The 17746-nt window shown below is 47.4% G+C and carries 15 protein-coding genes and 1 tRNA gene; 7 read left to right on the top strand and 9 right to left on the bottom strand.

The genetic code is table 11. The features are described from left to right. Positions 1 to 79 precede the first annotated feature (79 nt). The 6 genes from BMW31_RS07575 (at position 80) to BMW31_RS13290 (ending at position 6563) form a co-directional block, all read left to right on the top strand. Positions 80 to 1330, top strand: a complete 1251-nt coding sequence (locus tag BMW31_RS07575; RefSeq protein ID WP_091823478.1) for a phosphoglycerate kinase — start codon at positions 80 to 82, stop codon at positions 1328 to 1330. Between the two features lie 250 nt (positions 1331 to 1580). After that, the gene (locus BMW31_RS07570; protein ID WP_091823475.1) at positions 1581 to 3275 is read left to right on the top strand and encodes a putative transporter; all 1695 of its coding nucleotides are present in this window, start codon (positions 1581 to 1583) and stop codon (positions 3273 to 3275) included. A 189-nt stretch (positions 3276 to 3464) separates the two neighbouring features. Beyond that, entirely contained in the window at positions 3465 to 4418 is a 954-nt protein-coding gene (locus BMW31_RS07565) for an OadG family transporter subunit (RefSeq protein ID WP_091823472.1), read from the top strand. A gap of 6 nt (positions 4419 to 4424) precedes the next feature. Further along, on the top strand, positions 4425 to 4880 hold the full coding sequence (locus BMW31_RS07560) for an acyl-CoA carboxylase biotin carboxyl carrier protein subunit (RefSeq protein WP_091823469.1): 456 nt from the start codon (positions 4425 to 4427) through the stop codon (positions 4878 to 4880). 3 nt (positions 4881 to 4883) lie between these two features. After that, positions 4884 to 6041, top strand: coding sequence for a sodium ion-translocating decarboxylase subunit beta (locus BMW31_RS07555; RefSeq protein WP_091823466.1), 1158 nt, complete (start codon positions 4884 to 4886; stop codon positions 6039 to 6041). A gap of 270 nt (positions 6042 to 6311) precedes the next feature. Then, positions 6312 to 6563 (top strand): hypothetical protein, encoded by a 252-nt coding sequence (locus BMW31_RS13290; RefSeq protein WP_094149000.1) that lies wholly within the window; start codon positions 6312 to 6314, stop codon positions 6561 to 6563. Between the two features lie 526 nt (positions 6564 to 7089). Here the strand turns inward: BMW31_RS13290 and BMW31_RS07545 are convergent. The 6 genes from BMW31_RS07545 to dnaN all read right to left on the bottom strand — a co-directional run bounded on the left by BMW31_RS07545 (position 7090) and on the right by dnaN (position 13692). After that, positions 7090 to 7164, bottom strand: a tRNA-Arg gene (locus tag BMW31_RS07545). 135 nt (positions 7165 to 7299) lie between these two features. Beyond that, entirely contained in the window at positions 7300 to 8982 is a 1683-nt protein-coding gene (locus tag BMW31_RS07540; protein ID WP_143049172.1) for a tetratricopeptide repeat protein, read from the bottom strand. A gap of 13 nt (positions 8983 to 8995) precedes the next feature. Further along, positions 8996 to 10654, bottom strand: a complete 1659-nt coding sequence (recN, locus tag BMW31_RS07535; RefSeq protein ID WP_091823460.1) for a DNA repair protein RecN — start codon at positions 10652 to 10654, stop codon at positions 8996 to 8998. A gap of 11 nt (positions 10655 to 10665) precedes the next feature. After that, positions 10666 to 11541, bottom strand: coding sequence for a type IX secretion system protein PorD (locus tag BMW31_RS07530; protein WP_410524435.1), 876 nt, complete (start codon positions 11539 to 11541; stop codon positions 10666 to 10668). A 73-nt stretch (positions 11542 to 11614) separates the two neighbouring features. Continuing rightward, positions 11615 to 12469 carry a 3'-5' exonuclease gene (locus BMW31_RS07525; RefSeq protein ID WP_091823454.1) on the bottom strand — a complete coding sequence of 285 codons (855 nt, stop codon included), beginning with the start codon at positions 12467 to 12469 and terminating at the stop codon, positions 11615 to 11617. Positions 12470 to 12567: 98 nt separating this feature from the next. Then, entirely contained in the window at positions 12568 to 13692 is a 1125-nt protein-coding gene (gene dnaN / locus BMW31_RS07520) for a DNA polymerase III subunit beta (RefSeq protein ID WP_091823451.1), read from the bottom strand. A 187-nt stretch (positions 13693 to 13879) separates the two neighbouring features. Between dnaN and BMW31_RS07515 the strand changes: the two genes are divergently transcribed. Continuing rightward, positions 13880 to 14290: a DUF3127 domain-containing protein gene (locus BMW31_RS07515; protein WP_091823448.1), complete on the top strand. Its 411-nt coding sequence runs from the start codon at positions 13880 to 13882 to the stop codon at positions 14288 to 14290. A gap of 548 nt (positions 14291 to 14838) precedes the next feature. On the opposite strand, the gene BMW31_RS07510 is transcribed toward BMW31_RS07515, so the two are convergent. From BMW31_RS07510 to gldE, 3 genes are read right to left on the bottom strand one after another with little or no spacing between them, the layout of a single operon-like run. Beyond that, positions 14839 to 15864 (bottom strand): esterase-like activity of phytase family protein, encoded by a 1026-nt coding sequence (locus tag BMW31_RS07510; RefSeq protein ID WP_091823445.1) that lies wholly within the window; start codon positions 15862 to 15864, stop codon positions 14839 to 14841. After that, positions 15857 to 16462, bottom strand: a complete 606-nt coding sequence (locus BMW31_RS07505) for a 4'-phosphopantetheinyl transferase family protein (RefSeq protein ID WP_091823442.1) — start codon at positions 16460 to 16462, stop codon at positions 15857 to 15859. Before BMW31_RS07505 ends, BMW31_RS07510 begins: the two co-directional genes overlap by 8 nt. Positions 16463 to 16464: 2 nt before the next feature. After that, positions 16465 to 17730, bottom strand: a complete 1266-nt coding sequence (gene gldE, locus BMW31_RS07500; RefSeq protein WP_410524434.1) for a gliding motility-associated protein GldE — start codon at positions 17728 to 17730, stop codon at positions 16465 to 16467. Positions 17731 to 17746 lie beyond the last annotated feature (16 nt).

Here is a 17746-nt window from a genome sequence, read left to right as displayed (position 1 = left end):
CGGATGTACACATGAAATCTCTAATCTTTTTATTAACTTTGCATGCAAAGAGACTTTTAATTTTAAACATTTATATAAAATGAAAATCGAACAATTTAACTTTGCCGGCAAGAAGGCTATCGTTCGTGTAGACTTCAATGTGCCATTGGACGCTAATGGTAATGTTACTGACGACACGCGCATACGCGGCGCACTTCCTACTCTTAAGAAGGTACTGGCCGATGGCGGCGCACTTATCATGATGAGCCACATGGGCAAGCCCAAAGGCAAAGTAAAGCCGGAGCTCTCACTCGGACAGATTGTAAAGAATGTTTCAGCTGCGCTGGGCGTTGACGTAAAGTTTGCTCCCGACTGTGCAAAGGCTGATGAGCTGGCAGCAGCCCTCAAGCCGGGCGAAGCTCTGCTGCTGGAGAACCTCCGCTTCTATCCCGAAGAGGAAGGCAAGCCTGTAGACGTTGAGAAGGGTACGCCCGAATACGACGAAGCAAGCAAGGCTATGAAGGACAGCCAGAAAGAGTTTGCCAAGAAACTGGCCTCCTATGCCGATGTTTATGTAAACGACGCATTCGGTACGGCACACCGCAAGCACGCTTCGACTGCCGTTATAGCTGACTACTTTGACAAGGATGCCAAGATGCTGGGCTTCCTGATGGAAAAGGAAGTAAAGGCTATCGACAACGTACTGAAGAACGCCCAGCATCCTTTCACAGCCATCATAGGCGGCTCGAAGGTAAGCTCCAAGTTAGGCGTCATCAAGAACCTGCTGGATAAAGTAGACAACCTGATTATCGGCGGCGGCATGGGCTATACCTTCATCAAGGCACAGGGCGGCCAGATAGGCAAGTCTCTGCACGAGGACGATTTGATGCCCGAGGCCATCAACGTAATGAATGCGGCTAAAGAGAAGGGTGTAAACCTGAGCCTGTCGGTAGCTACCGTTTGCGGCAAAGACTTCTCTAACGACACCGAGCGCAAGGTATTCCCCATCAATCAGATACCTGATGAGTGGGAAGGAATGGACGCTTCGGAAGAGAGCCTGGCTAACTGGAAGCAGATTATACTGAACTCCAAGACCATACTTTGGAACGGTCCTGTAGGCGTTTTCGAGCTTGATAACTTTGCGCACGGCACCGGCGAGATTGCCAAATACGTTGCCGAGGCTACACAGGAGAACGGAGCATTCTCGCTCGTAGGCGGCGGCGACTCTGTTGCAGCAGTCAACAAGTTCGGTTTGGCCGATAAGGTTTCGTATGTATCTACAGGTGGCGGTGCCATGCTCGAAGCTATCGAGGGTAAGGTTCTGCCGGGTGTAGCAGCCATCGAAGACTGATTCTGAACAATGACAACATGGAAAATAGCGAATGAAAAATCATTCGCTATTTTCTTTGTCAGCTCCGGCAGCAGGCTTCGGGAAGTGATAATGGCTTTCGTAAACTAAAGATTACAAAAACGCCATTGGCACACCTGCAGGTCTGCTAAAAGCCGTTTATTCATAGGAATACGCTCAAATTATCATACATTTGTTGTTTTTCGCGTAGATTTATTCGTAATTTTGCACGAAGAATTGTCAGTAACATTTTATGGATTGGTTAGTTAATCTTTTTACGACCACCGATTCCGTGGCTCACATCGCCCTACTCTATGCAATCGTAATTGCCGTAGGCGTACTGCTGGGCAAGGTCAAAATAGGTGGTATCTCATTGGGAGTAACATTCGTGCTGTTTGCCGGTATCCTTGCCGGTCACATCGGTTTTACGGCTCCGGTCAACATTCTCACGTTCATGCAGGATTTCGGTTTAATCCTGTTTGTGTTCATGATAGGCTTGCAGGTTGGCCCGGGCTTCTTTGAAAGTTTCCGTAAAGGCGGCATTACTCTCAACATGCTTTCAGCCGGAATGATTTTGTTGAACATCGGAGTGATGTTTGCCTGCTATTACATCTTCTTCGATACAGATAACGCCAACAACCTGCCAATGATGGTAGGAACACTGTACGGAGCCGTAACCAACACTCCCGGACTGGGTGCGGCCAATGAGGCACTGACTTCGGTCATCACAAACGGACACGTGCCCCAGATTGCTTCGGGCTATGCCTGCGCCTACCCGCTCGGCGTGCTGGGTATCATCGGCGCCACCATAGCCATCAAGTACCTTTGCAGTATCAACTTAGAACAGGAAGATCAAGAGCTCCTACAGGCCGAAGCTGAGAACCCTCATGAGAAGCCCCGCTTAATGCACCTCAAGGTGGATAATGAATATCTCGCCGGTAAAACCTTGCTTCAGGTGGCTAACTTCTTAAATCGCGACATCGTATGCTCGCGCATTCTCCACGACGGTAATATCAGCATACCTAACAAGGACACTGTTTTCGCAATGGGAGATGATGTTCTTATAGTCTGCGCAGAAACTGATGCTGAAGCCATCCGGGCATTTATCGGGCCGGTGGTAGACGAGCCTTTCCCCGAGGATAACGAGAAACAGCTACTTATCTCCAAGCGAATTGTAGTTACGAACCCGGCCATGAACGGCAAGACTCTGGGCAAAATGCACTTCTCGAGCGTTTATGGTGTTAACGTAACACGTATCACTCGCCAGGGAATGGACCTCTTCGCAGGCCGCAGTCACCATTTCCACGTGGGCGACAGGATTATGGTTGTAGGCCCGGAAGACAACGTGAACAGAGTTGCCGACCTGATGGGGAACTCCGTCAAGCGACTGGATGCACCCAACATTGCCACCATCTTCATCGGAATTATTGTTGGTATCCTGTTCGGTAGCCTTCCTTTTGCCATTCCGGGCATGCCTGTACCGCTCAAGCTCGGTATTGCCGGCGGCCCGTTGATTATCGCAATACTGATTGGAAGGTTTGGTTACAGAATGCACCTTGTTACATACACAACCACTTCAGCCAACATGATGCTGCGCGAAATAGGACTTACGCTCTTCCTGGCCAGCGTGGGCATCAAGGCTGGTGCAGGCTTCTGGGAGACTGTTGTACAGGGAGATGGACTCAAATATGTGTACACCGGCTTCCTTATCACCATCATTCCGATACTGATTGTAGGAACACTGGCACGGCTTAAGTTCAAGTTCAACTACTTTACCATTATGGGTATGATAGCCGGAACTTATACTGACCCGCCCGCTCTGGCATACGCCAACTCCGTGTGCTCCAAGGAAGCACCGGCCGTAGGCTACTCTACGGTTTATCCACTGAGCATGTTCCTCAGGATATTTACGGCCCAGATTATCGTTTTGTTCTTCTGTGGAGCATAGCTAAATCTTACGGTCAGTAACCCTCGTATCCGCAAAATACTGGTACAAAGCAGCCGAATTGCTTGCTGTTACCAGTATTTTGCGGATATATTATTTTTACACAACACCGTACAATTTGTGCAGTTTAAATTTTGGTGGCTATCAAACTTTTTATTATCTTTGGAGCATTAATCTATTAGCGTTAGCAATATGAAGAAGCTGGAACTACTTTTTTATTTCGTTCTCATGAGCGCTCTCTCAGTTCTCGCACAAGGGGCACGGAACATAGTCATCAATGAAATCATGACGCAGAACACCGCGAACCTGACCGATGAATACAATGCACATCGGGCGTGGATAGAACTGGCAAACACATCCTATTCAAGCTATAATGTCCGAGGTATGTTCATTACAACCAACAGAAAGGCTCTGGACGAGAAACTCACGCCAGTACAGCGTATAGGCCTGATGAACATTATCCCGGACGAAGAGGAATTAACCAACCTGAAAGCACGTCAGCACTCTGTATTCTTCCTCAACTCTTCTCCCACCAAAGGAGTACAGCATCTGTCGGCGCAGGCCTTTCCCGGCCAGCCTGTATGGATAGCACTATATGACGGTAACGGTATAGACCTGATAGATTCAGTAAGCGTACCGCCATTGGCAGCCAATACGTCCTACGCCCGCATACACGACGGAGCCGGCAAGTGGGTAATCAAGGCTCCGACAGCCGTCACTCCGGGAACCGACAACTTCATTCAGGTAACGGAAAGCAAGGTTACAAAATGGAAAAACAGCGATCCTTACGGGGTTGCTATCTCCGTGCTCTCAATGGGAATTGTGTTTTCTTGCCTGGCCCTGCTCTATGTTTTCTTCAGTCTGTTGGGTTCCTATATGGAGCACAAGCAAAGACTAAAGGCCGCGACCGAGAGCCATGCGTCACTGATGGCAATCCTCAAAGCAGGCAAGAAGATGGCAGACACCGGCCACAAGACCAATGTAATCCTGAAAGACGGCCTTAAAACAAAGGGTATAGACAAGGAAATATACATCGCTGTTATCTCTCTGGCCTTGCAGGAGTATCTGGAAGACCAGCATGACATGGAGAGTGGCATCATTACTATCAAACCGAAACATACAAATTGGAACAACCTAAACAGATAAACGATTATGGCTAAGTATCAATATAGAGTCCAGGGCCTCGACTACGAGGTAGACATCAAGGAGGTAGAGGGCAATATTGCCAAGGTGAGCGTAAATGGGATTGATTTTGAGGTGGAACTCAAGCAACCTGCAAAGCCAAAGAAAAAGACCGTGATTATTCAGACAGCCAAGCCCGTTGACAATATGAACAACGACGGCATGATTGACATGAAGCGCGACACCGGCGCAAGGGCAACCGTACCGGCAAGCGGAACACCCGTACTGGCACCGCTGCCAGGCACGGTGACCAATATAAATGTAAAAGTAGGACAACATGTAGCCAAAGGAGATACGGTAGTTGTGCTTGAAGCCATGAAGATGCAAAACAACATTGAGGCAGAAGTAGACGGAACCATAACCTCCATACCCGTTAGTCAAGGTGAGGCTGTCATGGAAGGAAACATCTTGGTAACAATAGGATAGCGTATGGGATTCTGGGATTTAATAGCGACAAATTTCAACGATTTTCTCACTTACACAGGCTTTGCCAATGCAAGTGCAGGAAATCTCATCATGATAGTAGTGGGCGGCTTCTTTATCTATCTGGCCATCAAAAAAGATTTTGAGCCGCTGCTGCTGGTGCCCATCGGCATGGGAATTATCTTGGGTAACATCCCATTTAGGGCCGATGCAGGCTTGGAGATTGGCTTGTACGAAGACAACTCCGTACTCAACATCTTCTACCAGGGCGTGCGCCAGGGCTGGTATCCGCCACTGGTGTTCCTGGGCATCGGTGCCATGACCGATTTCTCTGCACTCATCAGCAACCCTAAACTCATCCTCATTGGTGCTGCCGCCCAGTTCGGCATCTTCGGAGCATACATGGTAGCATTGGCTTTAGGCTTTGAACCCAACCAGGCGGCCGGCATCGCCATTATCGGCGGAGCTGATGGTCCAACGGCCATCTTCCTAAGTTCAAAGCTCAGCCCCAACCTGATGGGAGCCATTGCCGTGTGCGCTTACTCCTACATGGCGCTGGTTCCTGTCATTCAGCCGCCCCTCATGCGCATGCTAACAACCAAGCGCGAGCGCGTTATCAAGATGAAACCGGCAAGACAAGTGAGCCAAACGGAGCGAATCCTCTTCCCCATCATCGGCTTACTTCTTACAACCTTTATCGTTCCCTCCGGACTGCCGCTGCTGGGCATGCTCTTTCTTGGCAACTTACTCAAGGAGAGCGGCAAGACAACCCGGTTGGCCAAGACGGCCGGCTCGGCACTTAACGACATCGTGGTAATACTTCTGGGCCTTACCGTTGGTTGCTCAACGCAGGCATCAGAATTCCTGACGCTCAATACCATCAAGATATTCTTGCTGGGAGCTTTGGCCTTTATTATCGCTACGGCAAGTGGTGTGCTGTTCGTAAAACTGATGAACGTTTTTCTGTCCAAGGACAAAAAGCTCAATCCACTGATAGGTAATGCCGGCGTGAGTGCCGTACCTATGGCTGCAAGAATATCCAACAACCTTGGGTTAGAGTACGACCGGCACAATTTCCTGCTCATGCACGCCATGGGGCCAAACGTAGCAGGCGTAATCGGCAGTGCTGTTGCTGCCGGAGCCTTATTGGGTTTCCTCTCCTAACACCGCTCTGTGTACACCGCATGAAGCCCTATAGAAGACCTTGATATGATAAACTTCTCGTCTCTGTCTGCCACTCAACAGAACTTTCGACACTTGTCACATAATCGTGCGACAGGTGTGAAATAATCGTGCGACAAGTGTCGAAAGTTCACGAAACATCAAATTTGCACCCCAAACAACCCCATGCCAAGACCAAAAACGGCACCATGAGCAATCAATGACCGCAGTAATTAATCCACAAATTGAGAGATATTACCCTAATAAAAACAAATGGATTTATTAAAGGATTTATACACAAACGTTATCTCTATGGATGAAGCCAATGATATTTATGAAAATATAAGAGGCGATATTGATAATGGCGTATATGACAGTTTGCTCAATAATGGCAAAACAATAGACCTTGCATCTCTTTTGGGGATGGATGAATATGAATATACTGCATTTTGTCAAGGCGCTCTATTCTCAATAATTGCAAAATGGCGATACGAAGGATGGCCGTGTAAGTGTTGCAAACACTAATCAATTCATTGATTATAAACAATACTATTGGTTAGTTCAAGAACTTGACAATGGAGGTTACGGACTCCTGAAACTTTAAGGTAACCCATTGCTTCTTGAGCAAATAAAGAACAAAACATAATTAAGAGATATAAATGCAATGGCATTCAGAATGACAAGGTGAAAAAATTATCAATGAAGATACTGATTAACAGACACCATCTTGGAGAAATAGAGAATGTAGAGCAACTGTACCATTCCATAATAAAATAGAATTTTGGCGTAGATTCTTATATCGAACTCTCGCCCTGATAGGCTAAAAGGACAAAAAGAAATGATTTTACTGTGTGCTAAGAATAACTTTTTAAAAACGTTACATGTAATCCGAAGTATCCCCGACATGTATCTTTAGTTCCCTTTCTGCGCTATCTTGCCAAGGGTTTTACTTCGGCAGAAATCCCTCAGAACCAACATGGTAGGGCATAAGTATCTTGTTACAAACAGAAAGAGGAACCTTTTTTCAAAAGTTCCTCTTTTTATTGTTTCGTGATTCCGTTGGGGTTCGAACCCAAGACCCACAGCTTAGAAGGCTGTTGCTCTAATCCAACTGAGCTACGGAACCAAACTGACTGCAAAGGTAATCATTTTGGTTGATTTCTGCAGGAAGTCCGGTTGACGTTGTTCGTTGGCTTAACTAATTTTAACCCTATGGGCAAATGATTGAGATTAGCTATCGGTAATCAGACACAGCGGCAACTTATCTGTATTTTTTCAAATATTCATCAGCTCTTGGGTCACCCAGTTCTTTAGCCTTGTTCAGCGCTTCAATGCCTTCTGTTTTCTTCTTCTGGTGGATGAGAGCCACACCTTTAATAACATAGCCATCGGTACTCTTGGGGTTTAACCGGATGCTGGCATCAGCGCTCTTGACTGCATCGTCCAGCTGGTTGAAACGCAGATGCAAAGAAGCTTTTTCGGCCCACAAAAGAGGATTCTTATAGTCAAGGTACACTGCCCGATTGATATCGTTTACAGCCTGCTGGTACTGGTGAATTTTCAGCTCGGCTTGTTCTCTGGCGAAGTAGAAATCACTGCTGAGCGGACGCCCCTGCATCAGTGAGTCATATTGGTTGAAGTCGTCTACAGCCTTACGGAACTCTCCTGCATTGAGCCATGCGTTGCCCCGAGCCAGCACATAAGGGGCTCCTACGGCGTTTAAGGGTTGCGGACTGGCAGCAATGGCGCTGTCGAGCAATGCCATGAATTCGTTTTGCGGAGCCTTGAGCTGCTGTTTGCATTGTACAGCCTCGTAGAAAAACTCGCCACTGCGGATATTGCTCTTGGTGAGCGCCATGAACATGTCATAGGCCGTTTGGTACTCTCCTTTGGCAAAGTAAACTTGTGCCTGCTGATGTTGGTAAGTTGGTAACGCATTAATGGAGTAAGCCTGCTTGGCTTCATCAAGTGCTTTATCTAAGCTCCAGGCAGCAAACGGCTTGTCGGCCTTATAAATCTCTTTTTGGAAAATGAGGCGTGAATAGTTGGAATGAGCTTCATCCTTTTTGGCAACTTTTTGGATAGCAGTTTCCATTGTGGCTGCTACATTGCTGAATTGGTCAGCATTCAGCTGGCTTTGTGCGCGTTGTGTATAACCATCGATGCTTGTGGGGAATTGGGAAATAAAGGCATCCACATATTTCACATGCAGCATCGAGTCTGGCTGTTGAGCCGAGAGCATCAGCATGATCTGGGCCTGTTCGGGCGACTGAGGGAAGTCTATCCGGATGGACGTTTGCCTTAGTACAGAGCTGTTAATGGCCAATCCGTTTTCTACCTTGAAGCTGTTTGCCAGCTGTGCGTCAGTTGCGTAAACATCTGAACCCGTCTTGCTGTGTTGTAACAGACCTATGACTTCTCCCTTTGCATTGACAAACGGGCAGCCTTCTGCATTCTCCGGAACGGTGCTTGAGAAGATATAATAGGTGTATTTATCCATGAATTTCTCCGTGTTCTGCACATTCCGCTGACTGATATCAGCCTTTCTGACAGAATAGCCAAGCAGCCATGCTTTGGAACCTTTGGGCGATGGAACCGTTGCCACACGTGCTCCTGCAGTACGCCCTTTGACACGGAACTTGCAGACATCGTAGAGTTCGTTGGCGCCAATAACGGATTCTACATCCATCTTGTTGCCTTTAGCGTCGACAACAACTGCAGAGGAGGCTCCCACAAACGGCTTCCAAATTCCAATAGCCTCGCCGGAATTGCCAACGAATACTCCGTGACTGGAGGCCAGAATGCTGCCATCGGCCTTGAATGTTGTGAGTGTGAATACTGAATTGGCCGCATCCTCAATCTGCGCAAATGCCGTTGTACACAGCATGAGCATTAAAGCTATGAGGGCAGACGACTTGATAACGAATGAATTTCTATGTTTCATAAGATGATTGTTTCTACTTTGTTTTCAATAGTTCCTTAGCATTCTCAATGGCCGCCGGGGTTACATCGCTGCCACTCAGCATCTGTGCTATCTCGTCAATGCGCTCTGCAGGAGTGAGCATAGTCATGCGGCTAACGGTTCCTTCTTGAGTCTCAGCTTTAGAAACCTTGTAGTGCGTACTTCCTAATGCAGCTATCTGGGGCAAATGGGTGATGCTGATGACCTGCCGCTCGTGGTTGCCCATCTCTTGCATTATCTGCGCCATTTTCTCTGCAACACGTCCGCTTACGCCGGTATCAATCTCATCGAAAATAATGGTTGGAAGTTTCACCGTTCCGCTAATCATGGCTTTGAGCGACAGCATTACCCGCGCTATCTCACCACCCGACGCAACAAGTGCAACCGGTTGCATGGCCGTACTGGTGTTGGCACTGAACAGAAAGGAAACCTTGTCAATACCATTATCGGACAAAGGCTTTGTGCCCAGTTCAACTTTGAACCTTACATGTGGAATGCCAAGGGGAACAAGACGCTGCTGCATCTCCTTTTCTAACGTGACGGCTGCTTTCTTTCGGAGTGCTGTCAGCTTTTCTGCTTGCTGGCGGCAGGTACGTTCAAGTTCGTCAACTTCCTGTTGTTTGGCCTGGAGTTGCTCGTCGCTATGATTGAGATGCTGCTGTTGGGTTTTCAATTCTGCCAAGATTTCAACCAGCTCCTGCTCTGTGCTGACATGAAACTTCTGTTCCAGAGAGTAGATAGCGTCCAACCGCAAATTCAGCGTATCCAGCTCTTTGGGGTCGAAGTCAATGTTTTCTAACTTAGAACTTATTTCCTGAGAAATGTCTTTCAGCTCGATGTAAGAAGAAGCCAGACGGTTCGCCAACTCTGCAATATCAGGATAAACGTGCTGAATGTCATGCAGGCGGGCTGTTGCTGCTTTAATTTTCTGGACTGCACCATCATCAGCTCCCAAATGGTTGTCAGCTTCGAAAAGACTTGATTTGATTTCTTCCGCATGACTCAAGGTTTCTATACTTTGCTCCAGCTCCTCTTGTTCGTCAGCTTGCAGGTTGGCTTTCTCAAGTTCATTGACCTGAAAGTTCAGGAATTCCTCATTCTCACGGCTTTTCTCAATTTCCTCTTTGAGCGTTCCCAATTCCTGTAAAGTCTTGTGATAAGCCTTGTAAGAAGCCTGATAGTTCTTGAGCTGGGCACTGTCATGTGCCAGAATATCGACTACACTCAACTGAAAATCCTCCTTTTGAAGCAAGAGATTTTGATGCTGACTATGAATGTCGACCAGTTGTTCGCCCAGCTCTCGCATCGTAGAAAGAGGCATGGGCGTGTCGTTGATGAAAGCCCGGCTCTTGCCATTGGCAGATATTTCACGGCGGAGAATGGTGTCATTGGCATCGTAATCGATGTCTTTCTCCAGGAAGAAATCCTCCATGTTGTAGTTCGAAAGATTGAAATGGGCCTCGATGGTGCATTTGTCTTTTCCGGCCTTAACCTGCTTGGAATCTGCCCGGTTGCCCAGCAGCAGTCCAATGGCACCCAGAATAATACTTTTACCGGCACCCGTTTCGCCTGTTATGACTGAAAAGCCGGGGTTAAAAGGAATGTTAAGCTCATTGATGAGCGTATAGTTTTTGATATATAGTTGCTTGAGCATATCTCTGGTTACTATTCTTTGATTTTATCCCATGCAGAACTTTGGCTTGCGTTGATGCTGAACAGGATTTCGTGTACAGCCTCTTTCTCTTTCTGCGTGCCCTTACCCTGATAGATGAAAGCCAACTCGTCGCGCTTGAAATCGGTCCATATTTGCGGCAACATGCTCATGGGTTTGTCCTGGTGGCATTTCTTCAGGTTCTCCAGTGCTGTCGTGACGTTGGCCCGTCCGCGTTCGGCATTAGCTGCCATCTCATCCAGTCCGTTACGATAATAATCGTACTGAAGCTGACGGAAGGGACGCATGGCTCCGTCCAGATAGTCGTTGATGATAGCAAAACGGTTGCGATCGTCTTCAAAAGACTTCCACCCCGGAAAGTTCAGTGCCTGCGCATTGTTCACGATGTTCATGCAGTGCTGCAGTACGGCCTCGCCGCCGAATGGTGCAAAGGAGTCGAGATCGAGTCCGATAATCAGGTAAGCATAGTAGGCAAACAGCGCACTCAGCTGGTTGTCAATCTGTTCTTCGTTGAAGTTCAGCTGGTCAAACTGTGCGAACTGAAAAGTGAAATCATTGTCCGTATTGCTGTACAAAGTTGTTGTGTAGGCTGCGTTGTACACAGGCCTGTTTACTTGCACGATGGCACGACACGTAAAGGTATTGGTCGAAGCGTCGTACTTGGTTACCGTGATGTTGAAACTGCAGGCTATACGCTCGTTTTTCTGGAACTGCAGGTTAGTCCACTGTCGGTCGTTGACAAACTGCATCAGTGTTTCTTGCAGATTTGAGAAGATGCTCTCGTCGGTTCCTTCAATTTGCGCATGGTTGATATTTATCTTGGCATTCAGCTCCTGTGCCTGACTATGCGAAGTCAGACAGAGCAGCATGACCAGTAGATAAAAGTACCTGTAGCGTAACTTCATCCTTCAGTGCGGTTGTTAATCGGCTGTTATCGAACCGTTATTTATTGTTGAACTCGCTGAGCCTGATGCGTGTGAGCACTTGCTTTGTGTCGTTCGTAAAGTCGGAGGCAAGCATCCAGCTATAGTAACCAGGGTCTCTACGCAGTACATCCTTAACGGCCCAACCCTTATATTTACCGAAATTAAAGACTTCTTGCTTGCGCGGATTACCTTTCTCGTCGGTCAATGCTTCACCATCCTTGCCTGTCATAGGACTCCAGACTATACGGCCTGCAAAGTCTACGTTATCGTTGAGTTTGGAAAACTCGGCCAAGTAATCCATGTCATTGGGCAACGCACGGTCGGGTTCTTCGGCTGTCTCGGGGTTGTACTTGTCCAATTCTCCCATCAGTACGCGGTAGGTAGCCTCGGTATCTTGGTCTGCGCGGTGGGCCTCAAAATCCTCTTCCATCTTCCTGCCACAAAAGAATTTATAGGCTGCAGCCAGATTTCGACGTTCCATCTTGTGGTAGATAGTCTGTGCGTCAATCAGCCTGCATTTGTTGAAATCAAAGTCTACACCCGCCCGCAGAAACTCTTCTGCCAGCATGGGCACGTCGAAGTGATTGCTGTTGTAGCCTGCAAAGTCACAGCCCTTGAATTTTTCGCTCAAAGACGAAGAAAGCTCCTTGAAAGTAGGAGCCGTTGCCACTTGCTCGTCCGTGATGCCTGTCAGCGCAACCACCTCGGCCGGTATGGGGCGTTCGGGGTTCACGAAGATGTTTTCGCGTTCCTCCTTGCCGTCGGGATGTACTTTTATATAAGATATCTGGATGATTTTATCCTTTACGAGGTCAAGTCCTGTAGTCTCCAAGTCGAAGACTATCAGCGGCTTTTTAAGATTGAGTTTCATTATTCAGAGCTTTCTGTTTATAGTTAATGGCCTGTGGTTAAGCTACTCGTTATCAGCGTGCTATAGCCACAAGCCATTATCTGTTAACTGTTAGTTTACTAATCGTTGAGCAGCATCGGCATGATGAGCATCAGCACATCGCAATTCTCCGGCTGGGTTACTGGTACGATGATGCCCGCGCGGCTTGGGTCTCCAAGGCTGATGGTAACTTCTTCACTGTCGAGATTACTCAATATCTCGGTCAGCGAACTGCCCTTAAAACCAATATTCATAGGCTGCCCGGTATAGTCGCAGGTGATGTTTTCCTTGGCACTTGTGGCAAAGTCAATGTCCTCCGACGATATTTCCAGATTTCCCATTTCCAGATGGAAGCGCACCAGCAGGCTGCTCTCACTGGCAAACGGCAACACGCGGCGCAATGCACTAAGCAGCACCTTGCGGTCTATTACGAGCTGGTTGGGATTGTCTGTCGGTATCACCTTATTATAATTAGGGAACCTGCCTTCGATAAGACGGCACGAAAGGACGCCATCTGCAAAACGAACCTCGGCATTGCGGTCATCGAACTTGATGACAACATCGCCGCCGTCTCTGCCCAGCACGTTCTTCAGCAGGGTTGCGGGCTTCTTGGGCAGGATGAAGGATGCAGGCGTATCGCTCTTGATATTGAAGTTACGGTTGCGAACCAGCTTTTGTCCGTCGCTGGCAACGATGGCCAGACCGTCGGCCGTCAGGTCGAAGTAGACACCATTCATAACCGGACGAAGTTCATTTTGCGCCGTTGCAAAAAGTGAACGCGAGATGTTGTCGCTTAGCACGCCCGAGTCTATGGTTATGACTGTAGCGCCGTCGGGTATTGCCTGTGTGTGAGGATATTCGCCGGCATTCTGTGCCGTAAAGTGGTATATACCGTTCTGGTACACAACCTCAACGGTAAACTTGTTGATGTCCACATTGAATGTAAGTGGCTGTTCGGGCAGCTCCTTTACAGCATCCAGAATTGTGCGATTGGGTACGGCAAATTCACCTTCGCCTTCGCATGTGTCGAGTCCGATGGCAGACTGTATCACGTTTTCACTGTCAGAAGCAGTGATGCTTAGCTGATTGTTGCGGACTTCGAACAGGAAACAGTCCAGAATGGGCAGGGAGTTCTTACTGTTGATGACCCGTGAGAGTGATTGCAAACGGCTGCTGAGCGCAGTACTGGATAAGGTAAATCTCATTAGTATTTGAATTTTAGTTGTTTTTACTTTTTGTTTATTAGGTACAAAAATACAAAAAACCATTGTGCAAAGCAAAAAAATAACATGAAAAGTTTCTGTTTTTAGAACTATTTTATTAATTTCGCAATCGAAATGGTTTAAACCCACACATCGGGAAAAAGCTACAAAACAATAAACTTTAAATAAGATGCAATTACAAGGAAGAGTTATCGCCGTTTTACCGGAAAGAAGCGGTACTTCGGCTCGTACGGGTTCCGAATGGAAGTCACAGTCGTTTGTCATTGAAACACATGAGAATTACCCCCATAAGATGGTATTCGATGTTTTTGGTGCTGACAAACTCCAGAGCTTCAATATCCAACTTAATCAGGAGATTTTGGTTTCATTCGATATTGATGCCCATGAGTATAACGGCCGCTGGTTTAACAACATCCGCGCCTTTGCCGTACAGCAGGTAGACCCCAATACAGTTGAGGCAGCCGGAGTGCAGCCCGTACAGCAGGCCGGTGTTATTGGTGCAGCGCCCGCCAACGGTGCCCAGGCTCCGTTCCCGCAGCAGCCGGAGGCAGCCGGCAGTGCCGACGACCTGCCATTCTAAGGCTCCCGCAAGCTGCCAAAGCAGTATTATAGCCCTACCCTTCCGTCCTGCAGGCGCGCCTAATTACCATCTTTGGATGGAAGAAGATAGATATTAAAGGGTGTGAAAAATTGAAGTGAACCCCAAAAGTCATTTGTCTAACTTTTGGGGTTCACTTCGTTATTTACACACCATGCGCCCATGAAGCGTATAGAAACAGCCTTTTCTAACTGGCAAGTGTTTTTGATTGCATTCTTCTTTCCAAGTAATTTGAAGAATATTACACTACGGAAATGAGGAAATCCTATTCAACCGGGCTCTTGAAAACAACTTATCAGAACATTTACAGCTAATGCTTCCGCCCTCAACCGAGTATTCGCTGTAAGCCATTGCATTACAAGCGATTGCCAGCTCTAATTTCATTGGGATTTACATAGCTATGCTTCAGCGTCCTTGGAGCTATCGGTCAAGGATGTTGAAGCATAGCTTCTGGCACCTTGAAGCATAGCTGCAACAAGGCGGAATGAAAACATCAACTTTTCGGAAGACTCGAATTCAGCGAATTCGAGTTACTTTAGGATTAGCACCTTAAACCAATCTTGTAAGATGCCGGCATATTGATTCTGTGAATCGGCGACAAGAATCAGCACCTGAGAACCATCGTGCAGTCTCGGACCTAAGCACATTCCTTCGTAGTTGGCAATGTCGTAATCAAGCAGCCCTACACTCGTTTGCCATTCGTGTACAAGGGTCTTTTCAAGGAAGGGGCTATGTACGGTCAAGGTGTTTTCGGTAGAAAGGCTTTGACCCAAAGCCGGAAAGACTTGGAAGAGCTTGCAGTTTACAAAGGAGCCCAATTTTGATTCTGCCACAAAGAACTCCCTTTCCAACACCAGCAGGGAGCCGTCGTCCAAAGCGACTAACTCCGGTACGCCATGTGTACACAGTCCGGCGCTTTGATTCATCAATGGCTCATCCATCTGGTAGGCATACTGCTTAGCGGGCTGCAGACTTTCATCAAACGCCTGCAGACGAATGCGGTTCCTGGCAAGAGGCGCCCCATCGGCCTGTTCTCCATCGCCTGGCAGCGTGCTTTCATTACAAGTCCATAGCATTTTCGTTGCACTCGAATACGTTAAGGCTTCAAAACCGAGATTAGCCGAGGCTTTATGAAACAACTTGGGGATGGCTGCTTCCCGGCCCGTCGGGATTCCATCAAGCCCGTACTCTTTTATTGCCATGTCGCCCTCGCCGCTTATCAGGATTGTTTGGCGAGCCGCCAGATAAGCGATACCCTCCTCGTCACGGTTTGGTTTGTGTGAGCTTCTGAAGCCTAAGTTCACAATCTGGCTGATATTTCCGGTTATGGAGTCGATGGTTATTTTAAAAACAAAGAAGCCGTCTTCCGGTGCCTTGTCGCTAACTACTGCGTATTCATCATTTCCTATATAGGTAATCCCACTATAATTCCCTGCAGGAACATTCTCGGCAAAGGATTTTTGCCCGCCTTCCCTTACAAGCTGAATGTGTGTTTGGCCATTCACAGGCTGCAACAAAACGCCACACAGCAATATTGAAAACAAAATTCTATACATAAGCGAATGTCAATACGAATGCGTCAGTAATCATATATTCAACCGGCTGGCTCTTTTTCTGTTTCAAATCTTCTACCATTATCTGGCCGGACGGATGGACATGGAACGGGAGCAATCTCATTTCAAAGTACTGCAAGTCTTCCTTTGAAAAGAGCTTATAAACGGTTTCCTTGGCACACCAGTTAACCAGCTGTATGTCAAGTGAGGAGGAATCTTCATCAGACCGAATAAACTTGGAAACCACCCTGCTCACCCTGTTGCTGTAATATTCTATGTCTATACCTACCTGGTGGGTTTTGGAGAGAATGAGGGCAGCATAGCCTCTGGTATGGCTAACGCTGATGTTCCAGTCCCGGACAACTGGTTTGTCGTCGGCATTGTGTGTTATTCGCAACGAAGTGTCACCGGTCATGTGGAACAAAAGCGAATAGACGGCAAGCATCTCCAGCTTACGCATCTCCGAATGGATATTCTCTAATCGTGGTTTCAGGAAAGAAAGAGCAGGCTGCCGACTGAAGAAATCCTCTACGCGCTCATCTATCTTCCATATACCAAGTTGAATATCATTAGCCGAGTTTTCTGTTTTCTGCCAGAACATGCTTACTCCGTTTCGTGTTTCTCGTCATGTACTATGACCTTGACTCTGCTAATCCGACGTTCCTCAATGGCCATTATCTCGAACGAATAGTTCTTGTAGTCTATCCGTTCGTGCACGCTTGGAAAATCGCCTTTCAGCTCCAGCAACAAGCCCGCCAGCGAGTCGGCCTCACCTTCCACCTCGGCAAATTCGTCATCGTCAACATGCAGTATCTTGCAGAAGTCCACTAACAGCGTTTTGCCTTCGAATATATAGGTGTTGTAGCTGATTTTTGAGTACGTTTTTTCTTCCTCGTCGTATTCGTCGTTAATCTCACCAACGATTTCTTCGAGAATATCCTCCAACGTAATCAGTCCGCTCGTTCCGCCAAACTCATCAACTACGATAGCCATGTGGACTTTGTTATCCTGGAACTCCCGGAGCAAATCATCTATCTTCTTGGTCTCGGGAACAAAGTAGGGAGGACGTATCAAACTCTGCCAACGGAAACTCGCAGGCTTTGACAAATGCGGTAACAGGTCCTTGATGTACAGTACGCCCCTGATGTTGTCACCGTTATCCTGATACACGGGAATGCGGCTGTAATTGTTTTCGACTATACATTTCAGTACGTCAGCAAAGCTGCTTCGGATATCAATGTCAACAATATCCTGGCGGGTAGTCATTACTTCCTTGGCCGTTTCATCGCCAAAGCGGATGATTCCCTGCAACATGCTTTGCTCGTCCTTGATTTCTTCCTTATCCGTAAGTTCCAAGGCCTGCTCCAGGTCATCCACACTAAGCTGCCTATTCTCTTTCTGCACAACCTTTTCTGCCAGCATGCCACTCCTTATCAGAATGGTTTCCAACGGCCAAAAAAACTTACGCAGGAAGAGTATTCCATTCACCGCCTTACGACAAAACTTCAATGGATTTTGCCTGCTGTACACCTTTGGCATGATTTCTCCAAACAGCAGCAGCAGGAATGTCAGGAAAACAGTAATGCAGAGAAACTCTGCCCACTGGGCCCGAAACTTCACCAACGAACTGAAAATGTAATTGCAGAGCATGATGATGGTCACATTCACAAAATTGTTGGTAATAAGAATGGTGGCCAGAGTACGTTCCAAATCTTCGCGCAACATTTGTATACTTTTATCGCGTGGATTCTTTTCAGGGTTCAAGGCTTCAATATCCTGAGGTGATAAACTAAAGAAAGCGATTTCCGATCCGCTTGCGAAGCCTGACAATAAAAGAAGAACAGCAGCTAACAAAGCTGCTATTACCACACCCGGAGTTATGGGC

This window comes from Prevotella sp. kh1p2 (assembly GCF_900111525.1).
In the GTDB taxonomy this organism is placed as follows: Bacteria; Bacteroidota; Bacteroidia; order Bacteroidales; family Bacteroidaceae; genus Prevotella.
The sequence above is the reverse complement of the archived record's forward strand: the minus strand, read 5'-3'. Positions and strand labels throughout refer to the sequence as shown.